We start from the raw sequence: 18,531 nt of genomic DNA on the forward strand, positions 1-18,531 counted from the left end.
GAATTTTGTTACCGAATTATCTAACCTTTACAATTTCGACGAAGGAGAAATCTTCGTAAGAAACTCTACAAAGATTGGCTTTTCGTTGCGGAGTTACTCGTGGAGATTTCTCCTTCGTCGAAATGACAAACTTTATGTGTATACTTTGTGGAATTCCGAGTGTGATCCTTCGTTCCTCAGGATGACAAACTATACGTTTTTTGTTTGATTAACTCACAATCACATCATGCGTAAACAATAACCCTTTCACTTCCTTCAAAGAAAAAATAGCTTTCTTCAGTTTAGTTTTAGACGGATCAATGGTATAATTATAACTCGTTTTAAAATCGGCTTTGTTGGCGATGGCTTTGCTAAATTCGGAACGGTATAAATCGCAATTATCAAAAATTACGCTGGTTAAATCGGCCGCCATAAAATCGACAGCTATTAAACTGCAATTGGTAAACGGAGTTCCTTTTAATTTTAAAGTATAAAATTTCGAAAAGTCAAGAATGCAATCGTTAAAATGTACTTCAAAGATTAATTTATCGCACATCGCAAAATTCACTTCTTTAATTTCGCATCGATTGAAGGTAACCGTTCTCAAAGCGACATAATTGATTTTGGCTTCGCTGAAAATACAATCATTAAAAACACAGTCGATAAAAGTAACGGCAAGAAAAGTACAGGCAGAGAAGTTACAATTGTTAAAAACGCAAGATTCAAAGTCCTTAAAATTCAAATCATCTTTAGCGTAAACAATCGTATTGTATTCTTTATCAAGAAAATATTCGCTTTCTTTTTTCAATTTTTTTTAAAAATTATTTGAGGCCGAAAAGGTACTAATTTACCATAAAATAATCTGAACAAATCAGAAATGATTTTGATTCTATTCATATTTTTATGCATAAAATACTGTAGCTTTACACTTATTTTTTAAGTCAAAACATATCAATTTTATTATATGGAATCAACAAGAAAAGAACATGATTTTCTGGGAGAATTAGAAATTCCTAATCATTTATACTACGGAATTCAAACTTTTAGAGCGGTAGAGAATTTCAATATTACTGGAATTCCAATTTCAAAAGAGCCTTTATTTATTAAGGCTTTAGGATATGTAAAAAAAGCTGCAGCAATGGCAAATAAAGATTGTGGAGCGCTTGATCCTAAAATTGCCGAAGCTATCTGTTACGGAAGCGATCAGGTAATTGCAGGTAAATTTGACAAGGAATTTGTGAGCGATTTGATTCAAGGCGGTGCAGGAACTTCTGTGAATATGAATGCCAATGAAGTAATTGCGAATATCGGGCTGGAATATTTGGGTCATAAAAAAGGGGAATATCAGTTTCTTCATCCCAATAATCATGTAAACTGTTCGCAGTCTACAAACGATGCTTATCCATCAGCTTTTAGAATCGCTTTGTATTTGAAAATGGAAAGTTTTATTAAAACTTTTGCAGGTTTAGAAGTTGCTTTCGCTAAAAAAGGAGAAGAATTTAAAGATGTCTTAAAAATGGGAAGAACGCAGTTGCAAGATGCGGTTCCGATGACTTTAGGACAGGAATTTAAAGCCTATGCGACTACAATTGGTGAAGATATTCAGCGTTTGAAAAATGCTCAAGATTTATTGTTAGAAATCAATATGGGCGCAACTGCCATTGGAACAAAAGTAAATGCTCCCGAAGGTTATCCTGAAATCTGCGTTAAATATCTAGCAGATGAGGTTGGAATTCCGCTTACACTTTCACCAGATTTAATTGAAGCAACGGTTGATACTGGAGCTTATGTTCAGATTATGGGAACTTTAAAACGTTCTGCCGTTAAGATTTCTAAAATCTGTAACGATTTACGTTTGTTGAGTTCCGGGCCAAGAACCGGTTTGAATGAAATTAATCTTCCGGCACGTCAGCCAGGATCTTCTATTATGCCAGGAAAAGTAAATCCGGTAATTCCAGAAGTGGTTAACCAGACTTGTTTTTATGTGATTGGTCAGGATTTAACGGTTACAATGGCCGCAGAAGCTGGACAATTGCAATTGAATGTAATGGAACCTGTAATTGCTTTTGCTATGTTTACTTCGCTAGATTATCTTTCAAATGCGATTCAGACTTTAATTGACAAATGTATTAACGGAATCACAGCTAATGTTGATCATTGCTACAATATGGTAATGAATAGCATCGGAATTGTAACGCAACTAAATCCGATTTTAGGTTACGAAGAAAGTGCCAGTATTGCGGGAGAAGCTTTAAAAACAGGTAAAAGCGTTCATCAAATTGCTGTTCTCGAGAGAAAATTAATTACTCAGGAAAAATGGGATGAAATTTATTCTTTAGAAAACTTAATTCACCCAAAGTTTATTACCAAATAGTAAATTTAGAAATATCTCTAAGCCGTCAAATATTTTTTGACGGCTTTTTTTGTTAAAATACTTTAAATTTATTTTGGTTTTTGTTCTTAAGATGTTGAAAATAAGACTTATATTTACATTGAGATTGAATCTTATTTCTAAAACAAAACTTTGTAAATGGTGCTTTTTTTTCAAAATAATGCCGTTCAGTACAAGTCTAAAATCTTAGGATTATTATTTCTTATTTCCTTTAATTTATTTTCTCAAGAAGCAATTCAGAATCCTGAGATTCAAAATCCGAAAATTTGCCCTCCTAAAACGGTATTCGATCTTTTTAAGAAAGATGACGATGCACTGGTTGTTAAGCCAACCAAAAATAATTTCTTTTTACTAATTCCTGCAATAGGTTCGCAGCCCGCAACTGGTTTCTTTTTTGGGGCAGTCGCACAATATACTTTTAAAGGAAAAGAAGAAAAAGATAAATATTCGATTGCCAATATTGGAATCACGTATACCCTAAAAAATCAGTGGCTGGTAAATGTAAAAAATAATATTTTGCTCAAGAACAATAAAATCTTTTTGAGCGGCGATTACAGATTATACCTCTTTTCACAGCCCAATTACGGCTTAGGAACCGATATTATTCCGCCAAGACGTGATCGCCCGCCTGGTTTTAGTGTAGATTCATTGGCTCAGGATATGGATTATAATTATTTCAAATTTCATCAGACAGTTTCTTTTGAAGTCAAAGAAAACTATTACATAGGCGGAGGTATCAATATTGACTGGTATTCAAGTATAGATGACAAAGAGTTGGATGTTGCAAACGAGAAATATACGTATCATTATAATTACAGCCAAAAATACGGATTTGATAATTTTGAATATTTCTTAAACGGAGTAAGTTTGAATCTGGTTCATGATTCGCGCGATAATCAGGTCAATGCGTCAAAAGGCTGGTTTGCCAATATTAACTACAGATTTAACCCTGTGCTTTTCAACAATCAGGAATATAGTAATGTGTTGTTTGCTGAGTATCGCCATTTTATTCCTGTTTCTCATAAAAATCCGCATTATATTTTGGCATTTTGGACTTACGGACAATTTGTAACCAAAGGCAAAGTGCCTTACTTAAATCTGCCTGCCATTGGCTGGGATCAGCGCAGCAGAAGTGGAGAAGGGTATACGCAAGGGCTATTTAGAGGAAATGGATTGGTTTATTTATCAACTGAGTTCCGATTTCCGATAACCTGTAATCAATTGCTGAGCGGTACTGTTTTTACCAATTTTGTAACGACAAGTAATTCTGATAATGATTTAAAGTTATTCAAATCAATTCAGCCAGCTGCTGGTATTGGTTTAAGGCTTTTAATTGACAAAGCGTCCAAAACCAATCTTATTTTTGATTACTCGTGGGGTAACAATTCTAAAGGATTTTATTTGAATGCTGGTGAAACTTTTTAAGTTCAAAAATTAAGAATCGAGAACTTTAACCCTAAAAAATATCAAAAAGCAGGCAATAAGGTCTGCTTTTTTTATTCTTCATAATTAAATCATAATTTGTAAAGTTGTTTAAAATTATTTTAAATTGTATTCTTATTTTTGTTGTATATACAAACTTCTTAATATGAAATTACTGATAGTCGAAGATGAGCCAAATCTATTATCAATATTACGAAAAGGTTTTGCAGAAAATAATAATGAAGTAAGCGTGGCTATGGATGGTAAAACGGCCATGGAAATGATTCATAATTATACCTTCGATGTGGTAATTTTAGACGTAATGCTTCCTGATATCAACGGAATTGAAATCTGCAGAAGGCTTCGTGCCGCAAAAAACTTCGTGCCTATTTTGCTTTTAACCGCTTTAGGAACTTCAGAAAACATTGTAACCGGACTTAATTCTGGCGCAGATGATTATTTGGTTAAGCCTTTTAAATTTGGAGAACTAGATGCTAGGGTAAATGCTTTATACAGAAGATCTCAGCAGGAAACGGAAAAAATAGATACCATCACAATTGGTGATTTAGAAATAAATGGCCGTGCCAAAACGGTAAAAAGAGATGGAGAAAACATTGTATTGACTGCCAAAGAATTTAAGCTTTTGTATTATTTGGCTAAAAATACGGGGCGTATTGTTTCGCGCGACCAAATTTTGGATAATGTTTGGGATATTAATTTTGATATGAATACTAATGTGGTCGATGTGTATATTACGTATTTAAGAAGAAAGATAGACAAGCCTTTTTCAACCAAACTGATTCACACCATGAAAGGTTTGGGATATGTAATAAAACCATAATATGGACATTAGGAAAAAAATCACCTTCAATTACGTTGCTCTTTCTACCTTTAGCACCTCGCTATTGTGTATCATCGTGTTTTTCTTATTTAGAGAAAACAATCGATATCACTTTTTAAAGCGTTTGGATGACAGGGCAAAAATTGTGGCTTCAATCCATTTTCAGAAAGATCCTGAGAAAATTAAATATTATAAAAATCTTCAAAAAAATGGTCTTGAAGAATTGATTGAAGAAGAGGAATACGTATTAAAAGTAAACAGTCATAATAGTTTTGATTATAATACAAATCTAAATCTTCCGAATACTTTTTATACCAACGTTTTAAGTACAGGAAAAGACTCTTACGAAAAAGACAACAAGTATTATCTGGGAGAAATCTTTCAAGAAAACAATCAAAAATATATTGTAATCGTTGGCGCGAGAGACCGTAAAGGAAAAGATACAACCGTTTATATTGTCAAAATTATGCTTTTTGGCGGTATTGGATTTGTAATTCTGGCTTTTCTTTTAGGGCGATTTCTGGCAAAACGAGTTATCAATCCGGTAGCGAGAATTACGAAAGAAGTAAAAAGAATCAGCGCTTCTAATCTGCACAATCGTCTTCCTGAAGTTAAAAACTCTGATGAAATATCGGATTTGACCAATACTTTTAATAATATGCTGGATCGATTGGAAACTTCTTTTGAGATTCAGGCTAATTTTATTAATAATGCTTCTCATGAGTTAAAAACCCCAATTACAACTATCATTGCTGAAGCAGAAATTATGCTTCTCAAAGAAAGAGAAGTTAGCGAATATATTGGTTCATTAGAAAATATTTATAGCCAAGCTTCCAGATTAGGAAATCTGACAGAAAGTCTTCTTAAGCTGACTCAAACAGGTTATGACGGACAGAAACAGGTATCGGACATTGCCCGTATGGACGAACTATTATTGGATGTAAAATCGGATCTCGATAAGATTTATCCAGATAACCGCGTAAGCATTAAACTTAATTTTGCTCCAGAAGATTCTAATTTATTGCTGCTGCCATGCAATAAACCCCTTTTAGAACTGGCAATCAATAATATTATAACCAACGGAGTAAAATATTCTGATAATAACGAAGTATTTGTGAACCTTACGGCCAATAGAGAAATGATCAAAATTGCGATCAATGATATTGGAATAGGAATTCCGCCAGAAGACATTCCACACTTATACGAGCCTTTCTTTAGAGGTAAAATTGCGGCCAAATACATTGGTTATGGTTTAGGGCTTCCTTTGGCTTCCAAAATCATTAGAATGCACGATGGCGAACTTCAAGTACAGTCCGAACAGAATAAAGGAACGATCGTTACCATTATCTTTAAAAAAGGCAACATTAAAAAATCTAATGTTTAATTTTAGAAAATTCTAATTTTAGATTAATAAAGGTTTAATCTACTGATAGTTATTTTGTAAGTATAAACTAAAAGAATATACTTATGAAAAATTTTCTTATACCTACAACTTTAAAAGATGACACCATTTCGGCTGTTAAATCTGCGGTAAATCAGTCTAAAAATACTGAGTCGGAAATTATTTTAGTATTAGTTTCAGAAGCTCCTGATACATTTTCGTCGTCAGGTTTTTTAAGAGAAATGAAATCGGGACTTACCAAAAGTCAGGAAGAGGTTCTGGAAACTTGCCGTTACATTATCGAACACACTTCAAATATTAAATTAAAAGTACACAATCAATACGGACTTTCAGCGCCAATTTTCAAACGTCTTATTGAAGTTTTTTCAATAAAATTGGTCATTCTTACGCATTCTTATAAACAGGAAACCAAAAGAATTCATCAATATCTAGTGCAATTGGCAGGAAATCAAAAATGTCCGATTCTGCATCTCAGTACAGAAGTTAATAAAGAGGTTTTCCATAAAGCATTGTATGTAGAAAATTCTAGCAAAAATATCCATGTAAAAGATGTGCAGGAATTTTTAAGCGCCAATTTCTCTTTTGAAATTGTGAGCCAAACCGCCAGTTTTGAAGACAATTACGAAAATGTAGCTCCGTTTTTATCAGAAGCCATTTCAAAACATAATATCGATATGCTCGTAGAAACCCGAAAAGGCGAAAAAATCAAATTTAAAAAATCAAAAAAAGAAAATGTCAATGAAAAACTGGGACTTCCTGTCCTTTCATTGTACGAAGAGATGGTTTAAGAGTCTGAGATTCTAAGTTTCTAAGACACTAAGTCTCTAAGCTTTTTAATTCTTAGCATCTTAGAAACTTAGAATCTTAGCCTCTTAAAAAAAATAATTTAAATCCGAAAATATGTTATTAAAGAAAAGAATACCAATGAAGTACGTTCTCGGGAAAATTAAAGTAGAAATTGCTTTAGTATTAGCTTATACCATACTATTTGAAATTTTTCACCATTATTTTATCAATCTACCTGTAGATATCCCGATTGCGATTCCGACCATGATTGGAACTATCATTTCCTTATTGCTAGCTTTTAAATCTAATCAGGCTTATGACAGATGGTGGGAAGCGCGAATTGTTTGGGGTGCTGTTGTAAACGACTCCAGAACTTTGATTCGTCAGGTTTTAACGTTTTACGAAGATCCAGATTATTCGGTTGAAGCGAGCGAATTCAAGGAGAATTTTGCTAAGAGACAAATTGCGTGGTGTTATAGTTTAGGAGAATCGCTTAGAAACAGAAATGCCATAAAACCGCTTGAGGGATTAATGAGCGAAGAAGAAATCAAATACATCAAGAACCATCAAAACGTACCAAATGCCATTTTGATGCTGCACGCAAGAGATTTGAGAACCGCTAAAAACGAAAAAAAAATCAACATGTATCAGCAAGTTGAAATCGATAATACTTTGTCAAGATTATGTGATGAAATGGGAAAATGTGAGCGAATTAAAAATACCATTTTTCCAACCACTTATAGCATGTATATTAGATTAACGCTGTGTTTATTTATCCTGTTATTGCCTTTTGGATTGACAAGTGTGCTGAGCTGGTTTGCAATTCCGCTAATTACGGCAATCGGAGCAGCTTTCTTTTTGATCGAAAGAATGGCGATTCATTTGCAAGATCCGTTTGAAAACAGACCGACCGATACGCCAGTTACCGCAATTGCCAATACAATTGAAAAAAATATCAAGCAAATGCTGAACGAATACCAAAGCGAATTTGATATTCTGAAAGAATTTGATCTAAAAGACGAACCTAAGAAAGTCGAAAAAGACGCTTATTTTGTCTTATAACTATTTAATTTTGGTCTTTTTTAATTGTTGGTTGGACAGCGAGTAGTTGCGCTGTCCAACTTTTTTGTCATTGCGAGGAACGAAGCAATCACGCTAACAAATAATATGTAAAGTTTGATTTAGCAAATGAGATTGCTTCGTTCCTCGCAATGACAAACTTGCTCTTACAACTGCTTCGCTAATCTTCCCAACGTCTGAATAGCAGTTCTCACTTCATTAGACCAAGGCAATCCAAAACTCAATCGCATGCAATTTGAAAACTGATCTTGAAATGAAAAGATCCTTCCCGGAGCAATGCTAATATTATGTTTTAACGCTAAATGATAAAAAGCCGCAGTATCGATTTTTTTATCCAGTTCGAGCCATAAGAAGAATCCGCCTTGTGGTTGACTTACTTTTGTTCCTGCTGGAAAAGACTCTAAAACAGTATTAATGTAGTTAGTACAGTTTCGATTCAGAATCTGACGAATTTTTCTAAGATGATTTTCATAACGGCCATTTTTTAGAAAGCCACCAACCACTTCGTGTGTAATAGTTGAATTGGAGATCGTATGGTACAATTTGGTTCTCAGAACTTCTTTTTTAAACTTCCCCGGAGAAACCCAGCCCACACGATAGCCTGGTGCCAGACTTTTAGAAACAGAACTGCAACACAAGACAATACCGCTTTCATCATAAGTTTTGCAATTCGTAGGACGGCTTGAACCGAAATATAAATCACCATGAATATCGTCTTCAATTAGTGGAACATTATAAAATTCCATTAAACGGACAATTTCTTTTTTATGTTCATTTGGCATCATACTTCCTGATGGATTACTGAAATTGCTCATCAAAACACAAGCTTTTACTTTATTGGAAGCAAGTGTCTTTTTTACCGCTTCGAGTTTAATCCCAGTTGTCATATTGGTAGGAAGTTCCATTACATATAAACCTAAAGACCGCGCAAGCTGAAGAATACCAAAGTAAACCGGACTTTCAGTAATAATCGTATCTCCTGGTTTAGTCAGTGCCAGCAAACAATTTGAAATTGCCGAAATGCAGCCTGGAGTCGTTATAATATCATCTTCAGTAAGAGAACCGCCCCAAGTAAAAGACCAGCGTGCAATCTCTTTTCTTAGATTACTGTTTCCTTCAATTTCCTCATAACTCGTTCCGCTGTTCGGCAATTGGCGCATGGCTTGAACCATTCCTTTATTCAGTTTCGCAATCGGAAGCAATTCATTGGATGGAAAACCAAGCGAAAGCATCGTAATATCTTTTTTACGCATATCGCCATAAACCAAATCCACTAAATCTTCGCGTTCAATATTTTCAAGAGTTAAAAGAGGTTTACTTGCCGATGGTTCTGGAATTGTTCTGGCCGAAATGTTACTTACATAATAGCCTGATTGGGGTCTTGATTCTATCAAAGAGCGGCTCTCCACTTCATAATATGCTTTGCTGACAGTGCTCATACTATAGCCCGTTTCAGCACAAACCTCTCGTATAGAAGGCAGTTTGTCGCCTACATTTAGAAGTCCAGATTTGATCTGTTTTTCGATGAGGTCAGCAAATTGAAGATATAAGTAATTTGAATTTTTCATTAATAAAATAAAAACTGTTATGCTGCAATTTACAAAAACTGTATCTGTATTGCTGTTTTATTTTTTAGAAATTTGCTTCATCAAAAGAAAACATTTCAAAAACAACTTTAGTGAAAACAACAAAATATTATATCGCGGCTATTTCTGCCTTTACAACATGGGGACTTTTCAGTTTGGTTTTAAGACCAATTCATGAATATCCATCATTAGATATTTTATTTTTTCGCGTTTTTAGCTGTAGTATTTTGATGCTTTTGATTGCTTTGTTATTCAAAAGAAAACAGATAAGAGAGACCGTCGAAATCTTTAAAGCGTTGCCAAAATCAGAAAAAAGAAAATCGATTCTGCTTAATATTGGCGGAAGTGCCTTTTTGATGGGAAATTGGTTTACGTATATTTATGTAATGAATCATGTCAGCGTAAAAGCAACTTCTCTGGCATATTTAGTTTGTCCTATTCTGACGACCATACTCGCTTATTTTATATTGCACGAAAAACTGTCCAAAACGCAGTGGATTTCTGTAGGATTAAGTATTTCAGGCTGTGTTTTATTGTCTTACGCTGCTATAATGGATATGGTTTTCAGCATCATTATAGGACTAACGTATGCATCTTATTTAGTAAGTCAGCGAGCCAATAAAGGTTTTGATAAGTTTATTGTACTGACTTTCCATATTACTTTGGCTGCATTAGTATTATTACCGTTTTATCCGGTTTTTGGGGGACCGGTTCCAACGGAATTTAAGTTTTATCTCTGCATTGAAACCATTGCAATTGTATTTACTATAATTCCGTTATTTCTCAATTTGTATGCACTCTCAGGAATCAACTCTTCGACAGTTGGAATGTTATTAAACATTAATCCGATGATTGCATTTGGTTTGGCGGCCTTTTTTTTCAAAGAAAATATTACGCCTTTGCAAATTACAGCGTACGGTATCATTTTTACCGCAGTGTTAGTTTTTAATTCGCATCATATTTTTGCCATAAAGCAAAAAATGACCACAATATCCAAGGGTTCTTAATTCTTAGTTTTCATATTTTTTATTGGTTTAAAATCGAAAATTGTCAGAATCTTAACAGGATGTTTAAACAGGAATGAGTATATTTCATTCCTGTTTTTTTATGCGATAAAGCGTAAAAAAGATAGCCACAAATTCACAAATTTTTTCAGCCTAATTTTTTAATAATTCGTGAATTCGTGGCTAAAAAAACTATTTCTAAACTGAATACTATTGATATGCAAAATACCAAACTTCAAGCCTTTACTCCATTATTTTATTTAGTGTGGTCAGATGATTTACTGACACAGAAAGAATTTGTAACCTTAAAAGAGTTTATAAATTCCTTAAATGTTTTGTCTCCAGACGAAAAAGAATATTTGCTTTCTAAAGCGGATATTTCAAATCCGCCTTCGCGAAATGAACTCACACGATGGAAATTGGATATTGAAAAAAGTATTCAGGATACCTCTTCGATCAAGTCTATTTTTGATATTGCAAAAGCACTTTCTGGAAACGATTTGGATTTAACTCCTATAGAATCAGATTTCAAAAAACTAGAGAATGATTTAGGAATTTTGGGTGAAGAAGCATTGCAAAATTTCAAGACAAAAGCAGGTTCTTTTACAGCCGATTCTCAAACTAATGCCAGTTTTGATATTCAGAAAATCACTCAAATTTTGGATGGAAAAGAAGCAGCAATAATCGAAAGAGTAAAATCGGTTATTTCAAGACCTGAATTTGCTTACGAAACTTCTACCGATATTAATGTTTTCAGACAGACTGTCTATAAATGGTGCAAGATTCTAGCTGATGAAAATCTCGGAAATATGGCATATCCAAAGCAATATGGAGGAGGAGAAAACATAGCCGATTATTTTGCGATTATGGAAACGCTGAGTTATCATGATTTGAGTCTGGTAATTAAATTTGGAGTTCAGTTTGGGCTTTGGGGAATGAGCGTTCAATCTTTAGGAACCGAAAAACATTATGCTAAATATTTAAAAGATATTGGTTCGCTGAAACTTCCGGGCTGTTTTGCTATGACCGAAACGCATCACGGATCTAATGTAAAAGGTCTGGAAACTACGGCAACTTATAACCATAGCGATCAGACTTTTACTATTCATACGCCAAACAAAAACGCCCAAAAAGAATATATTGGCAACGCAGCCGTTCACGGACAAATGGCAACAGTTTTTGCTAAACTTATTATTGATGATCATGATTATGGCGTAAATGCATTTGTGGTTCCATTACGAGATCCTAATGGAAATGTCGTAAATGGCGTAACAATTGGCGATTGCGGCCATAAAATGGGATTAAACGGTGTAGACAACGGAACGATTAGTTTCGATAATGTGGTGATTCCGAAAGAAAATATGCTGGATCGTTTTGCTTCTGTGAATGATAAAGGAGAATTTGAAAGTCCGATTCCGAGTGATAACCGTAGATTTTTTACGATGTTAGGCACTTTGGTAGGAGGGAGAATCGGGATTCCGCGTTCGGCTTTAGCGGCAGCAAAATCTGGATTGACAATTGCCATTCGCTACAGCGATCAAAGAAGACAATTCGGGCCAGAAGGTGGATCTGAGGTTCCAATTTTAAATTATAGAATGCATCAGCGTAGATTATTGCCGCATTTAGCGAAAACGTACGCAGTTCATTTTGCGCTGCAATATTTAACGAATCGATTTTTAAATAGAACCGAAGCCGAAATGCAAGAAATTGAAGCCTTGGCGGCGGGAATGAAATCTTTTTCTACTTGGAGCACTAGAGATATTTTGCAGGAATGCAGAGAAGCCTGCGGAGGAAAAGGCTATTTGTCTGAAAACCGAATCGACGCGCTTAAAAACGACACTGAAATCTACACTACTTTTGAAGGCGATAATACGGTTTTGATGCAGTTAGTGGCTAAAAATCGTTTGGCAGAATTCAGAAAATCGTTTGGAGAAATGGGTTCGTTAGGAATCATTAATTATGTTTACGAAAATGCCAAAACGGCTATTGCAGAGAAAAACCCAATTGCAACTCGAAGAACAGAAGACGAACATTTATTGGATGGGGAATTTCATCTTCAGGCATTTGTGCACAGAGAAAAAACAATTTTGGCTTCGGCAGCGAGACGTATCAAGAAATTAATTGATGGCGGATTAGAACCTTATGACGCCTTTAATGTGGTGCAGCATCAAATGATTGATGTAGCGCAGGCGTATCTAGAAAGAATAGTTTTAGAACAATTTCAGATTGCAATAAAGGCGGTTGAGGATGAACCATCAAAAGCAATTTTGACAAAATTAAATCAGTTGTACGCGCTTTCAACTATAGAAAAAAATAAAGCTTGGTATCTAGAAGACGGCTATATGGAAGCGGTTAAAACGAAAGCGGTCCGTAAAATGGTGAATCAGCTTTGCTGGGATATCCGTCCAGATGCTGTGGCTTTGGTAAATGCTTTTAATATTCCCGAAAGCTGTTTAGCGGCTCCAATTGCGGTTTAGTTTTAAACCATATAAGTGATGTAAGAATTTTAAGCAACTTTGTCAAAGTTTAAAACTTTGACAAAGTTTTTTTTTTATATCTAAGGTGTTAATGGTATAAAAATGATTATACCTTAAATGTTTTAAATCATTGTTTTATTGACATAATTCGATTTTTCAAATTCTTGAATGTTAGTCGAAATTACTGGAACATCCGGAAGTAAAGCGTTTAGTTTTGTAACAATTACTTTTGACAGATTGCCCTTTTGTTCGTCGCTTCTGCCTTCCATAATATAACCGAAAACGTGAATAAAATCATCTAAAGTATTTCCGTTATTGTAATACGTAAAAGGATTAATACGCACTTTAATTTCAGAAGCGACAAAAAGATTAGTCGATAGGGCAGCATCAAAAACTTCCTGCATGATTACATCTGCAGATTCTTTGCGTATTACATTTTCAGAACAGTCAATTATAAAGTGTGGCATAATTTTAAGTTTTAGGTGCGATTTTACTGTAACAAAATTATAAAAAAGGATACTTGTAATATGATTAAAATAGCACTTTATTATATTTGTAAATCGTATTTATTTTTTGTGAGTTTGAAAAATCTATTTCTGTCCTTTTTTATAGTTCTTATCAGCTTTCCTCTTTTTGCATCGGAGAGTACAGATGCCATTTTAAAAGAATTAAATGAAGCAATTAAAAATAAACAGCATTACGTTAAGATTAAAGAAGAACGAATTCTGAATTTCAAGAAAATAAAATCAGATAATCTTACCAAAGAGCAGGAGTACAATTACAATAAAACATTGTATTTCGAATATCAGAAACTAAATTCAGACTCGGCAATTCAATATGTGCAAAAGAATATCAAAATTGCCGAAGAACTTCAAAACAAAGAACTTCTCCATTTAGCGCAATTACAATTGGTTACGCTTTATTCTTCTTCTGGAAAATACCGAGAATCTGAAGCTATTTTAAAAAGCATCAACAAAAAGAACTTACCACTTCCGCTGCTTCCTAATTATTACATTGCGTACCGTGAGTTTTTTGAGCACTATGCGGCCAATAGCTATAGTCCTGAATATAGAAAACAGATTGGGAGATATCGAGATTCGCTATTAAGTATTTTAAACCCAAATACTTTAGAATATAAAATAAATAGAATTCAGCAAGATATTTTTATTGATAAAAAATACGATAATCCTAAAAAACAGCTGTTAGTTTTACTGAATAAGACAAAAGAGGAAAATCCGCAATATGCGATGATTGCCTATCTGTTGGGAAAAATAGGCGAAGCTACGCATGACTTAGAAGCCAGAAAAAGATACTACGCGCTTTCTGCCACTTCTGATGTTAAAAATGCTAATAAAGACAATGCTTCATTGCAGGAATTAGCTTTGGTTTTTTACGAAATCGGAGATGTAGATATGGCGTATAAGCTTACGCAATCGGCCATAGAAGATGCATTGTATTGCAATGTTCAGTTTAGAACTTTACTGATGTCTGAAGTATATTCGATTATCAACACTGTTTATTTAGAACGCGAAGCACAACGAAAAAGCGAATTGCAGATTTATCTGCTTTGCATTAGTCTGCTTTCTCTGTTTTTGCTCGTTGCGATTATTTATGTGTACATCCAGATGAAAAAGGTTTCACGAATAAAAACAGAACTTTACGAAACGAGTCAAAAACTGGCAGAATTAAACAAAGATATTACCGAAACCAACAGTCAGCTGCAAGAAAGTAACCTGCAATTGTCTGAATCTAATTTGGTTAAAGAAGAATATATTGCACATTTTTTCAATCTTTGTTCGACTTATATCAATAAGCTCGAAAATTACCGCATTATTCTAAACAAAAAAGCGACGGCAAAACAATTTGACGAAATTTATAAAATTTTAAAATCAACAACTTTAGTTGATAATGAGTTAGAAGAATTGTACAAAAACTTCGATATTATCTTTTTAAACCTATATCCAACATTTGTCAAAGATTTTAATGCTTTATTAATTCCGGAAGAACAGATTGTTCTCAAACAAAATGAATTGCTGAATACAGAACTTCGAATTTTTGCTTTAATCCGACTTGGAATTACAGACAGTGTAAAGATAGCGGCATTTTTGCGTTATTCTTTAAGCACCATTTACAACTATCGCACAAGAGCTCGAAATAAGGCCGCAGTTTCGCGAAATGATTTTGAAGAAATGGTCATGAAAATCGGTTCAATGGCTTTGAAAGCGTAAATATTTATTTTAAATCTACTACTTTTTTTTGTCCTTTTTAAAATTTAAATACCTGTTATTCAATATTTTGGTTTTTTAATTCACTACTTTTTTCTGTCTAAAAATGTAACTTGTACGATAACGTTTTAGTTTTACAATATGATAAAAAAGTTTTTTCTTGAGAAGACTTTGTTATTATAAACTAATGCTTTAATAATTACTGTTATGTTAAAAAACGTTAAAACAATTGTTGTTTTACTTTTACTAAGTTCTGCTGGAATGAATGCCCAGAAAGTGCCAGTTTATCTAGACGATAAAAAACCGATTGAAGAGCGTGTAGAAGATGCGCTTAAACGAATGACAACCGAAGAGAAAATCGCCATGATTCATGCGCAGTCTAAATTTAGTTCTCCAGGTGTAAAACGTCTTGGAATTCCAGAAAACTGGATGACCGATGGACCGCACGGAATTCGTACGGAGGTAAAATGGGACGAATGGGATCAGGCAGGATGGACAAACGATTCTTGCATTGCTTTTCCAGCGCTGACAGCACTTTCGTCTACATGGAACAAAGAATTGGCTTCTTTATATGGCAAATCTATTGGAGAAGAAGCGCGTTACCGTAACAAAAACGTATTGTTAGGGCCTGGTGTAAATATTTACAGAAGTCCGTTGAACGGTCGTAACTTCGAGTATATGGGAGAAGATCCGTTTTTAGCAGCCAAAATGGTGGTTCCTTATATTAAAGGTGTTCAGGCTAACGGAGTTGCTGCGTGCGTAAAACACTTTGCCTTAAACAATCAGGAAACAAACCGTAACTCAGTAAACGTAATTGTTGACGATCGTGCCTTATACGAAATTTACCTTCCTGCTTTCAAAGCGGCTGTTCAAGAAGGAAATGTTTGGTCGATTATGGGATCTTACAACAAATATAAAGGACAGCAATGTTGCCACAACGAATATTTATTAAATGATATTCTTCGCGGAGAATGGGGCTTCAAAGGAGTTGTAGTTTCAGACTGGGGTGGAGTTAACGATACGAAACAAGCTATTCACAATGGCTTGGATATGGAATTTGGTTCATGGACAAATGGTCTTTCTTGGGGAACAAGTAATGCTTATGACAACTATTATTTAGCAAAACCATATTCAGAAATGATTAGAAAAGGCGAGGTTGGAACTAAAGAATTAGACGAAAAAGTACGTCGCATTTTACGTTTATCTTTCCTGACAACAATGGACAGAAACCGTCCTTTCGGATCTTTTGGAACTGAAGAACATGCCTTGGCTGGACGCAAAATTGCTGAAGAAGGAATCGTTTTATTGCAAAACAACAATAACATTCTGCCAATCAACCTTTCTAAAACTAAGAAGATTGCTGTAATTGGAGAAAATGCCATAAAAATGATGACAGTTGGAGGAGGAAGTTCTTCACTTAAAGCAAGATACGAAATCACTCCGCTTGAAGGTTTAAAGAAAAGAATCGGTGACCAAGCTGAAATTGTTTATGCAAGAGGTTATGTTGGAGATCCTACAAGCAACTACAACGGTGTTGTGGCTAAAGTAAGTTTAGAAGAAAAACGCCCTCAAGCTGAATTGACAGCAGAGGCTTTAAAAGTGGCTAAAGATGCTGATATTGTTCTTTTTATTGGAGGATTGAACAAAAGCCCAAATCAGGATGATGAAGGACACGACCGTAAAGAATTGAATTTATCTTATGGTCAGGATAAATTGATCAGCGAATTAGCGAAAGTAAATAAAAAAATTGTTTTTGTAAATATTTCTGGAAATGCAGTGGCAATGCCTTGGATTAAAGAAGTTCCGGGAGTTGTTCAAGGATGGTTTTTAGGAACAGAGGCAGGAAATGCTTTGGCGAATGTTTTGGTTGGAGATGTAAATCCATCAGGAAAATTATCTTTCACATTCCCAGTAAAATTATCTGATAATGGAGCTCATGCTTTAGGAGAATTTCCAGGCGGTGATGACGTAAAATACAACGAAGGAATTTATGTGGGATACCGTTGGACAGACAAAAACAAGATCAAACCTTTATTCCCATTCGGACACGGTTTAAGCTACACTACTTTTGCTTACGGAAAAGTAATAGCAGACAAAAAACAAATGAATGCTGGAGATAAAATCACATTCTCAGTAAACGTAAAAAATACAGGAAGCAGAGAAGGTTCTGAAGTAGTGCAATTATATATTTCAGATTTAAAATCTTCATTGCCTCGTCCGATAAAAGAATTAAAAGGCTTCGAAAAAGTAGCTCTTAAAGCAGGAGAAGAAAAGACAGTAACGTTTACAATTGATAAAACGGCTTTAAGTTTCTTCGACGATAAAAAACACGACTGGGTTGCAGAACCTGGTGATTTTGAAGCAATCATTGGTGCTTCATCTGCAGATATAAAATCTAAAGTGAATTTCTCACTTAAATAAGTTTTTTATTTCTAAAATTGGTTGGTTTGTAAAGCTGCAAGTATAAAAATTTGCAGCTTTGCTTTTGGCTAAAAATGTACCATTAAAACATATATTAATTTCATCATTAAGCCATTAAGAAACATAAAGAATGGCTTTATTGCCTTACTTTTTGAGCTAAGTGCATAAAGCAAAAACTTAATTAACTTAACATCTTAATGGTAAAAAAAGAAACAACATGAAGAAAATTACACTTGCAATAGCGGCTTTATTTTTTGCACAACATATTGCAGCTCAGAGTTTGAATAAAATGCAATGGTTTAATGAACCTGAAAAATGGGAGATTAAAAACAATGCTTTAATTATGAATGTTACCGCAAACAGCGATTATTGGAGAATTTCGCATTATGGTTTTACGGTAGATGATGCGCCTTTTTATTACGCAACTTATGGAGGCGAGTTTGAAGCGAAAGTAAAATTGACGGGAAATTATATTGCTCGTTTTGATCAGATGGGATTAATGATTCGTATTGATGAGAAAAATTACATCAAAACAGGAGTAGAATTTGTTGACGGAAAATTTAATGTAAGCACCGTCGTTACCCACGATAAAAGCGATTGGAGCGTAACCACTTTAGAAAAAGTGCCTCCTTTTATTTGGATAAAAGCGGTAAGAAGATTAGATGCCGTTGAAATATTTTATTCTTTTGACGATAAAAACTATATCCTAACCAGAAATGCGCCTTTGCAAGACAACACTCCAGTTATGGTTGGTTTAATGGCCGCTTCTCCAGATGGAAAAGGCTTTGAAGCAAAATTCGAAAACTTCTCTGTAAAACATTTGCCAGACCAAAGAAGATTAGAATGGCTTAAAAATCACCAATAATTAAATTTCAATTCAAAAAATCCAAATTCCAAACAAACAACAACTTAAACT

At 34.4% G+C, this 18,531-nt stretch carries 14 protein-coding genes; 11 read left to right on the forward strand and 3 right to left on the reverse strand.

Annotated features, from left to right (window positions below):
* Positions 1 to 208 precede the first annotated feature (208 nt).
* Positions 209 to 787: a pentapeptide repeat-containing protein gene (locus tag GR162_RS19235; protein WP_160783439.1), complete on the reverse strand. Its 579-nt coding sequence runs from the start codon at positions 785 to 787 to the stop codon at positions 209 to 211.
* A gap of 156 nt (positions 788 to 943) precedes the next feature.
* Between GR162_RS19235 and aspA the strand changes: the two genes are divergently transcribed.
* The 6 genes from aspA to GR162_RS19265 all read left to right on the forward strand — a co-directional run bounded on the left by aspA (position 944) and on the right by GR162_RS19265 (position 7,884).
* Entirely contained in the window at positions 944 to 2,353 is a 1,410-nt protein-coding gene (gene aspA / locus GR162_RS19240) for an aspartate ammonia-lyase (RefSeq protein WP_160783440.1), read from the forward strand.
* A 156-nt stretch (positions 2,354 to 2,509) separates the two neighbouring features.
* Positions 2,510 to 3,796 carry a BamA/TamA family outer membrane protein gene (locus tag GR162_RS19245; RefSeq protein ID WP_160783441.1) on the forward strand — a complete coding sequence of 429 codons (1,287 nt, stop codon included), beginning with the start codon at positions 2,510 to 2,512 and terminating at the stop codon, positions 3,794 to 3,796.
* Between the two features lie 163 nt (positions 3,797 to 3,959).
* Positions 3,960 to 4,634, forward strand: a complete 675-nt coding sequence (locus tag GR162_RS19250; RefSeq protein ID WP_160783442.1) for a response regulator transcription factor — start codon at positions 3,960 to 3,962, stop codon at positions 4,632 to 4,634.
* A 1-nt stretch (position 4,635) separates the two neighbouring features.
* The gene (locus tag GR162_RS19255; protein ID WP_160783443.1) at positions 4,636 to 6,018 is read left to right on the forward strand and encodes a HAMP domain-containing sensor histidine kinase; all 1,383 of its coding nucleotides are present in this window, start codon (positions 4,636 to 4,638) and stop codon (positions 6,016 to 6,018) included.
* Between the two features lie 83 nt (positions 6,019 to 6,101).
* Entirely contained in the window at positions 6,102 to 6,824 is a 723-nt protein-coding gene (locus GR162_RS19260) for a hypothetical protein (RefSeq protein ID WP_160783444.1), read from the forward strand.
* 112 nt (positions 6,825 to 6,936) lie between these two features.
* Positions 6,937 to 7,884: a bestrophin family ion channel gene (locus GR162_RS19265; RefSeq protein ID WP_160783445.1), complete on the forward strand. Its 948-nt coding sequence runs from the start codon at positions 6,937 to 6,939 to the stop codon at positions 7,882 to 7,884.
* Between the two features lie 164 nt (positions 7,885 to 8,048).
* On the opposite strand, the gene GR162_RS19270 is transcribed toward GR162_RS19265, so the two are convergent.
* Positions 8,049 to 9,470 (reverse strand): PLP-dependent aminotransferase family protein, encoded by a 1,422-nt coding sequence (locus tag GR162_RS19270; RefSeq protein WP_160783446.1) that lies wholly within the window; start codon positions 9,468 to 9,470, stop codon positions 8,049 to 8,051.
* Positions 9,471 to 9,580: 110 nt separating this feature from the next.
* On the opposite strand from GR162_RS19270, the gene GR162_RS19275 reads away from it, so the two are divergent.
* Both GR162_RS19275 and GR162_RS19280 read left to right on the forward strand, forming a co-directional pair.
* Positions 9,581 to 10,495, forward strand: coding sequence for an EamA family transporter (locus tag GR162_RS19275; RefSeq protein WP_160783447.1), 915 nt, complete (start codon positions 9,581 to 9,583; stop codon positions 10,493 to 10,495).
* Positions 10,496 to 10,710: 215 nt separating this feature from the next.
* On the forward strand, positions 10,711 to 12,969 hold the full coding sequence (locus GR162_RS19280) for an acyl-CoA dehydrogenase (protein WP_160783448.1): 2,259 nt from the start codon (positions 10,711 to 10,713) through the stop codon (positions 12,967 to 12,969).
* Positions 12,970 to 13,091: 122 nt separating this feature from the next.
* Here the strand turns inward: GR162_RS19280 and GR162_RS19285 are convergent, their stop codons facing one another.
* Positions 13,092 to 13,436 carry a 5-carboxymethyl-2-hydroxymuconate Delta-isomerase gene (locus GR162_RS19285; RefSeq protein WP_160783449.1) on the reverse strand — a complete coding sequence of 115 codons (345 nt, stop codon included), beginning with the start codon at positions 13,434 to 13,436 and terminating at the stop codon, positions 13,092 to 13,094.
* Positions 13,437 to 13,496: 60 nt separating this feature from the next.
* Here GR162_RS19285 and GR162_RS19290 point away from each other — a divergent pair, with 60 nt between their 5' ends.
* The 3 genes from GR162_RS19290 to GR162_RS19300 all read left to right on the forward strand — a co-directional run bounded on the left by GR162_RS19290 (position 13,497) and on the right by GR162_RS19300 (position 18,480).
* Positions 13,497 to 15,197: a DUF6377 domain-containing protein gene (locus tag GR162_RS19290; RefSeq protein WP_202393972.1), complete on the forward strand. Its 1,701-nt coding sequence runs from the start codon at positions 13,497 to 13,499 to the stop codon at positions 15,195 to 15,197.
* 204 nt (positions 15,198 to 15,401) lie between these two features.
* A complete protein-coding gene (locus GR162_RS19295; protein ID WP_160783450.1) occupies positions 15,402 to 17,615 on the forward strand; it encodes a glycoside hydrolase family 3 C-terminal domain-containing protein in 2,214 nt (737 codons plus the stop codon).
* Positions 17,616 to 17,832: 217 nt separating this feature from the next.
* On the forward strand, positions 17,833 to 18,480 hold the full coding sequence (locus GR162_RS19300; RefSeq protein WP_160783451.1) for a DUF1349 domain-containing protein: 648 nt from the start codon (positions 17,833 to 17,835) through the stop codon (positions 18,478 to 18,480).
* Positions 18,481 to 18,531: the final 51 nt, after the last annotated feature.

This window comes from Flavobacterium sp. HBTb2-11-1 (assembly GCF_009826975.1).
In the GTDB taxonomy this organism is placed as follows: Bacteria; Bacteroidota; Bacteroidia; order Flavobacteriales; family Flavobacteriaceae; genus Flavobacterium.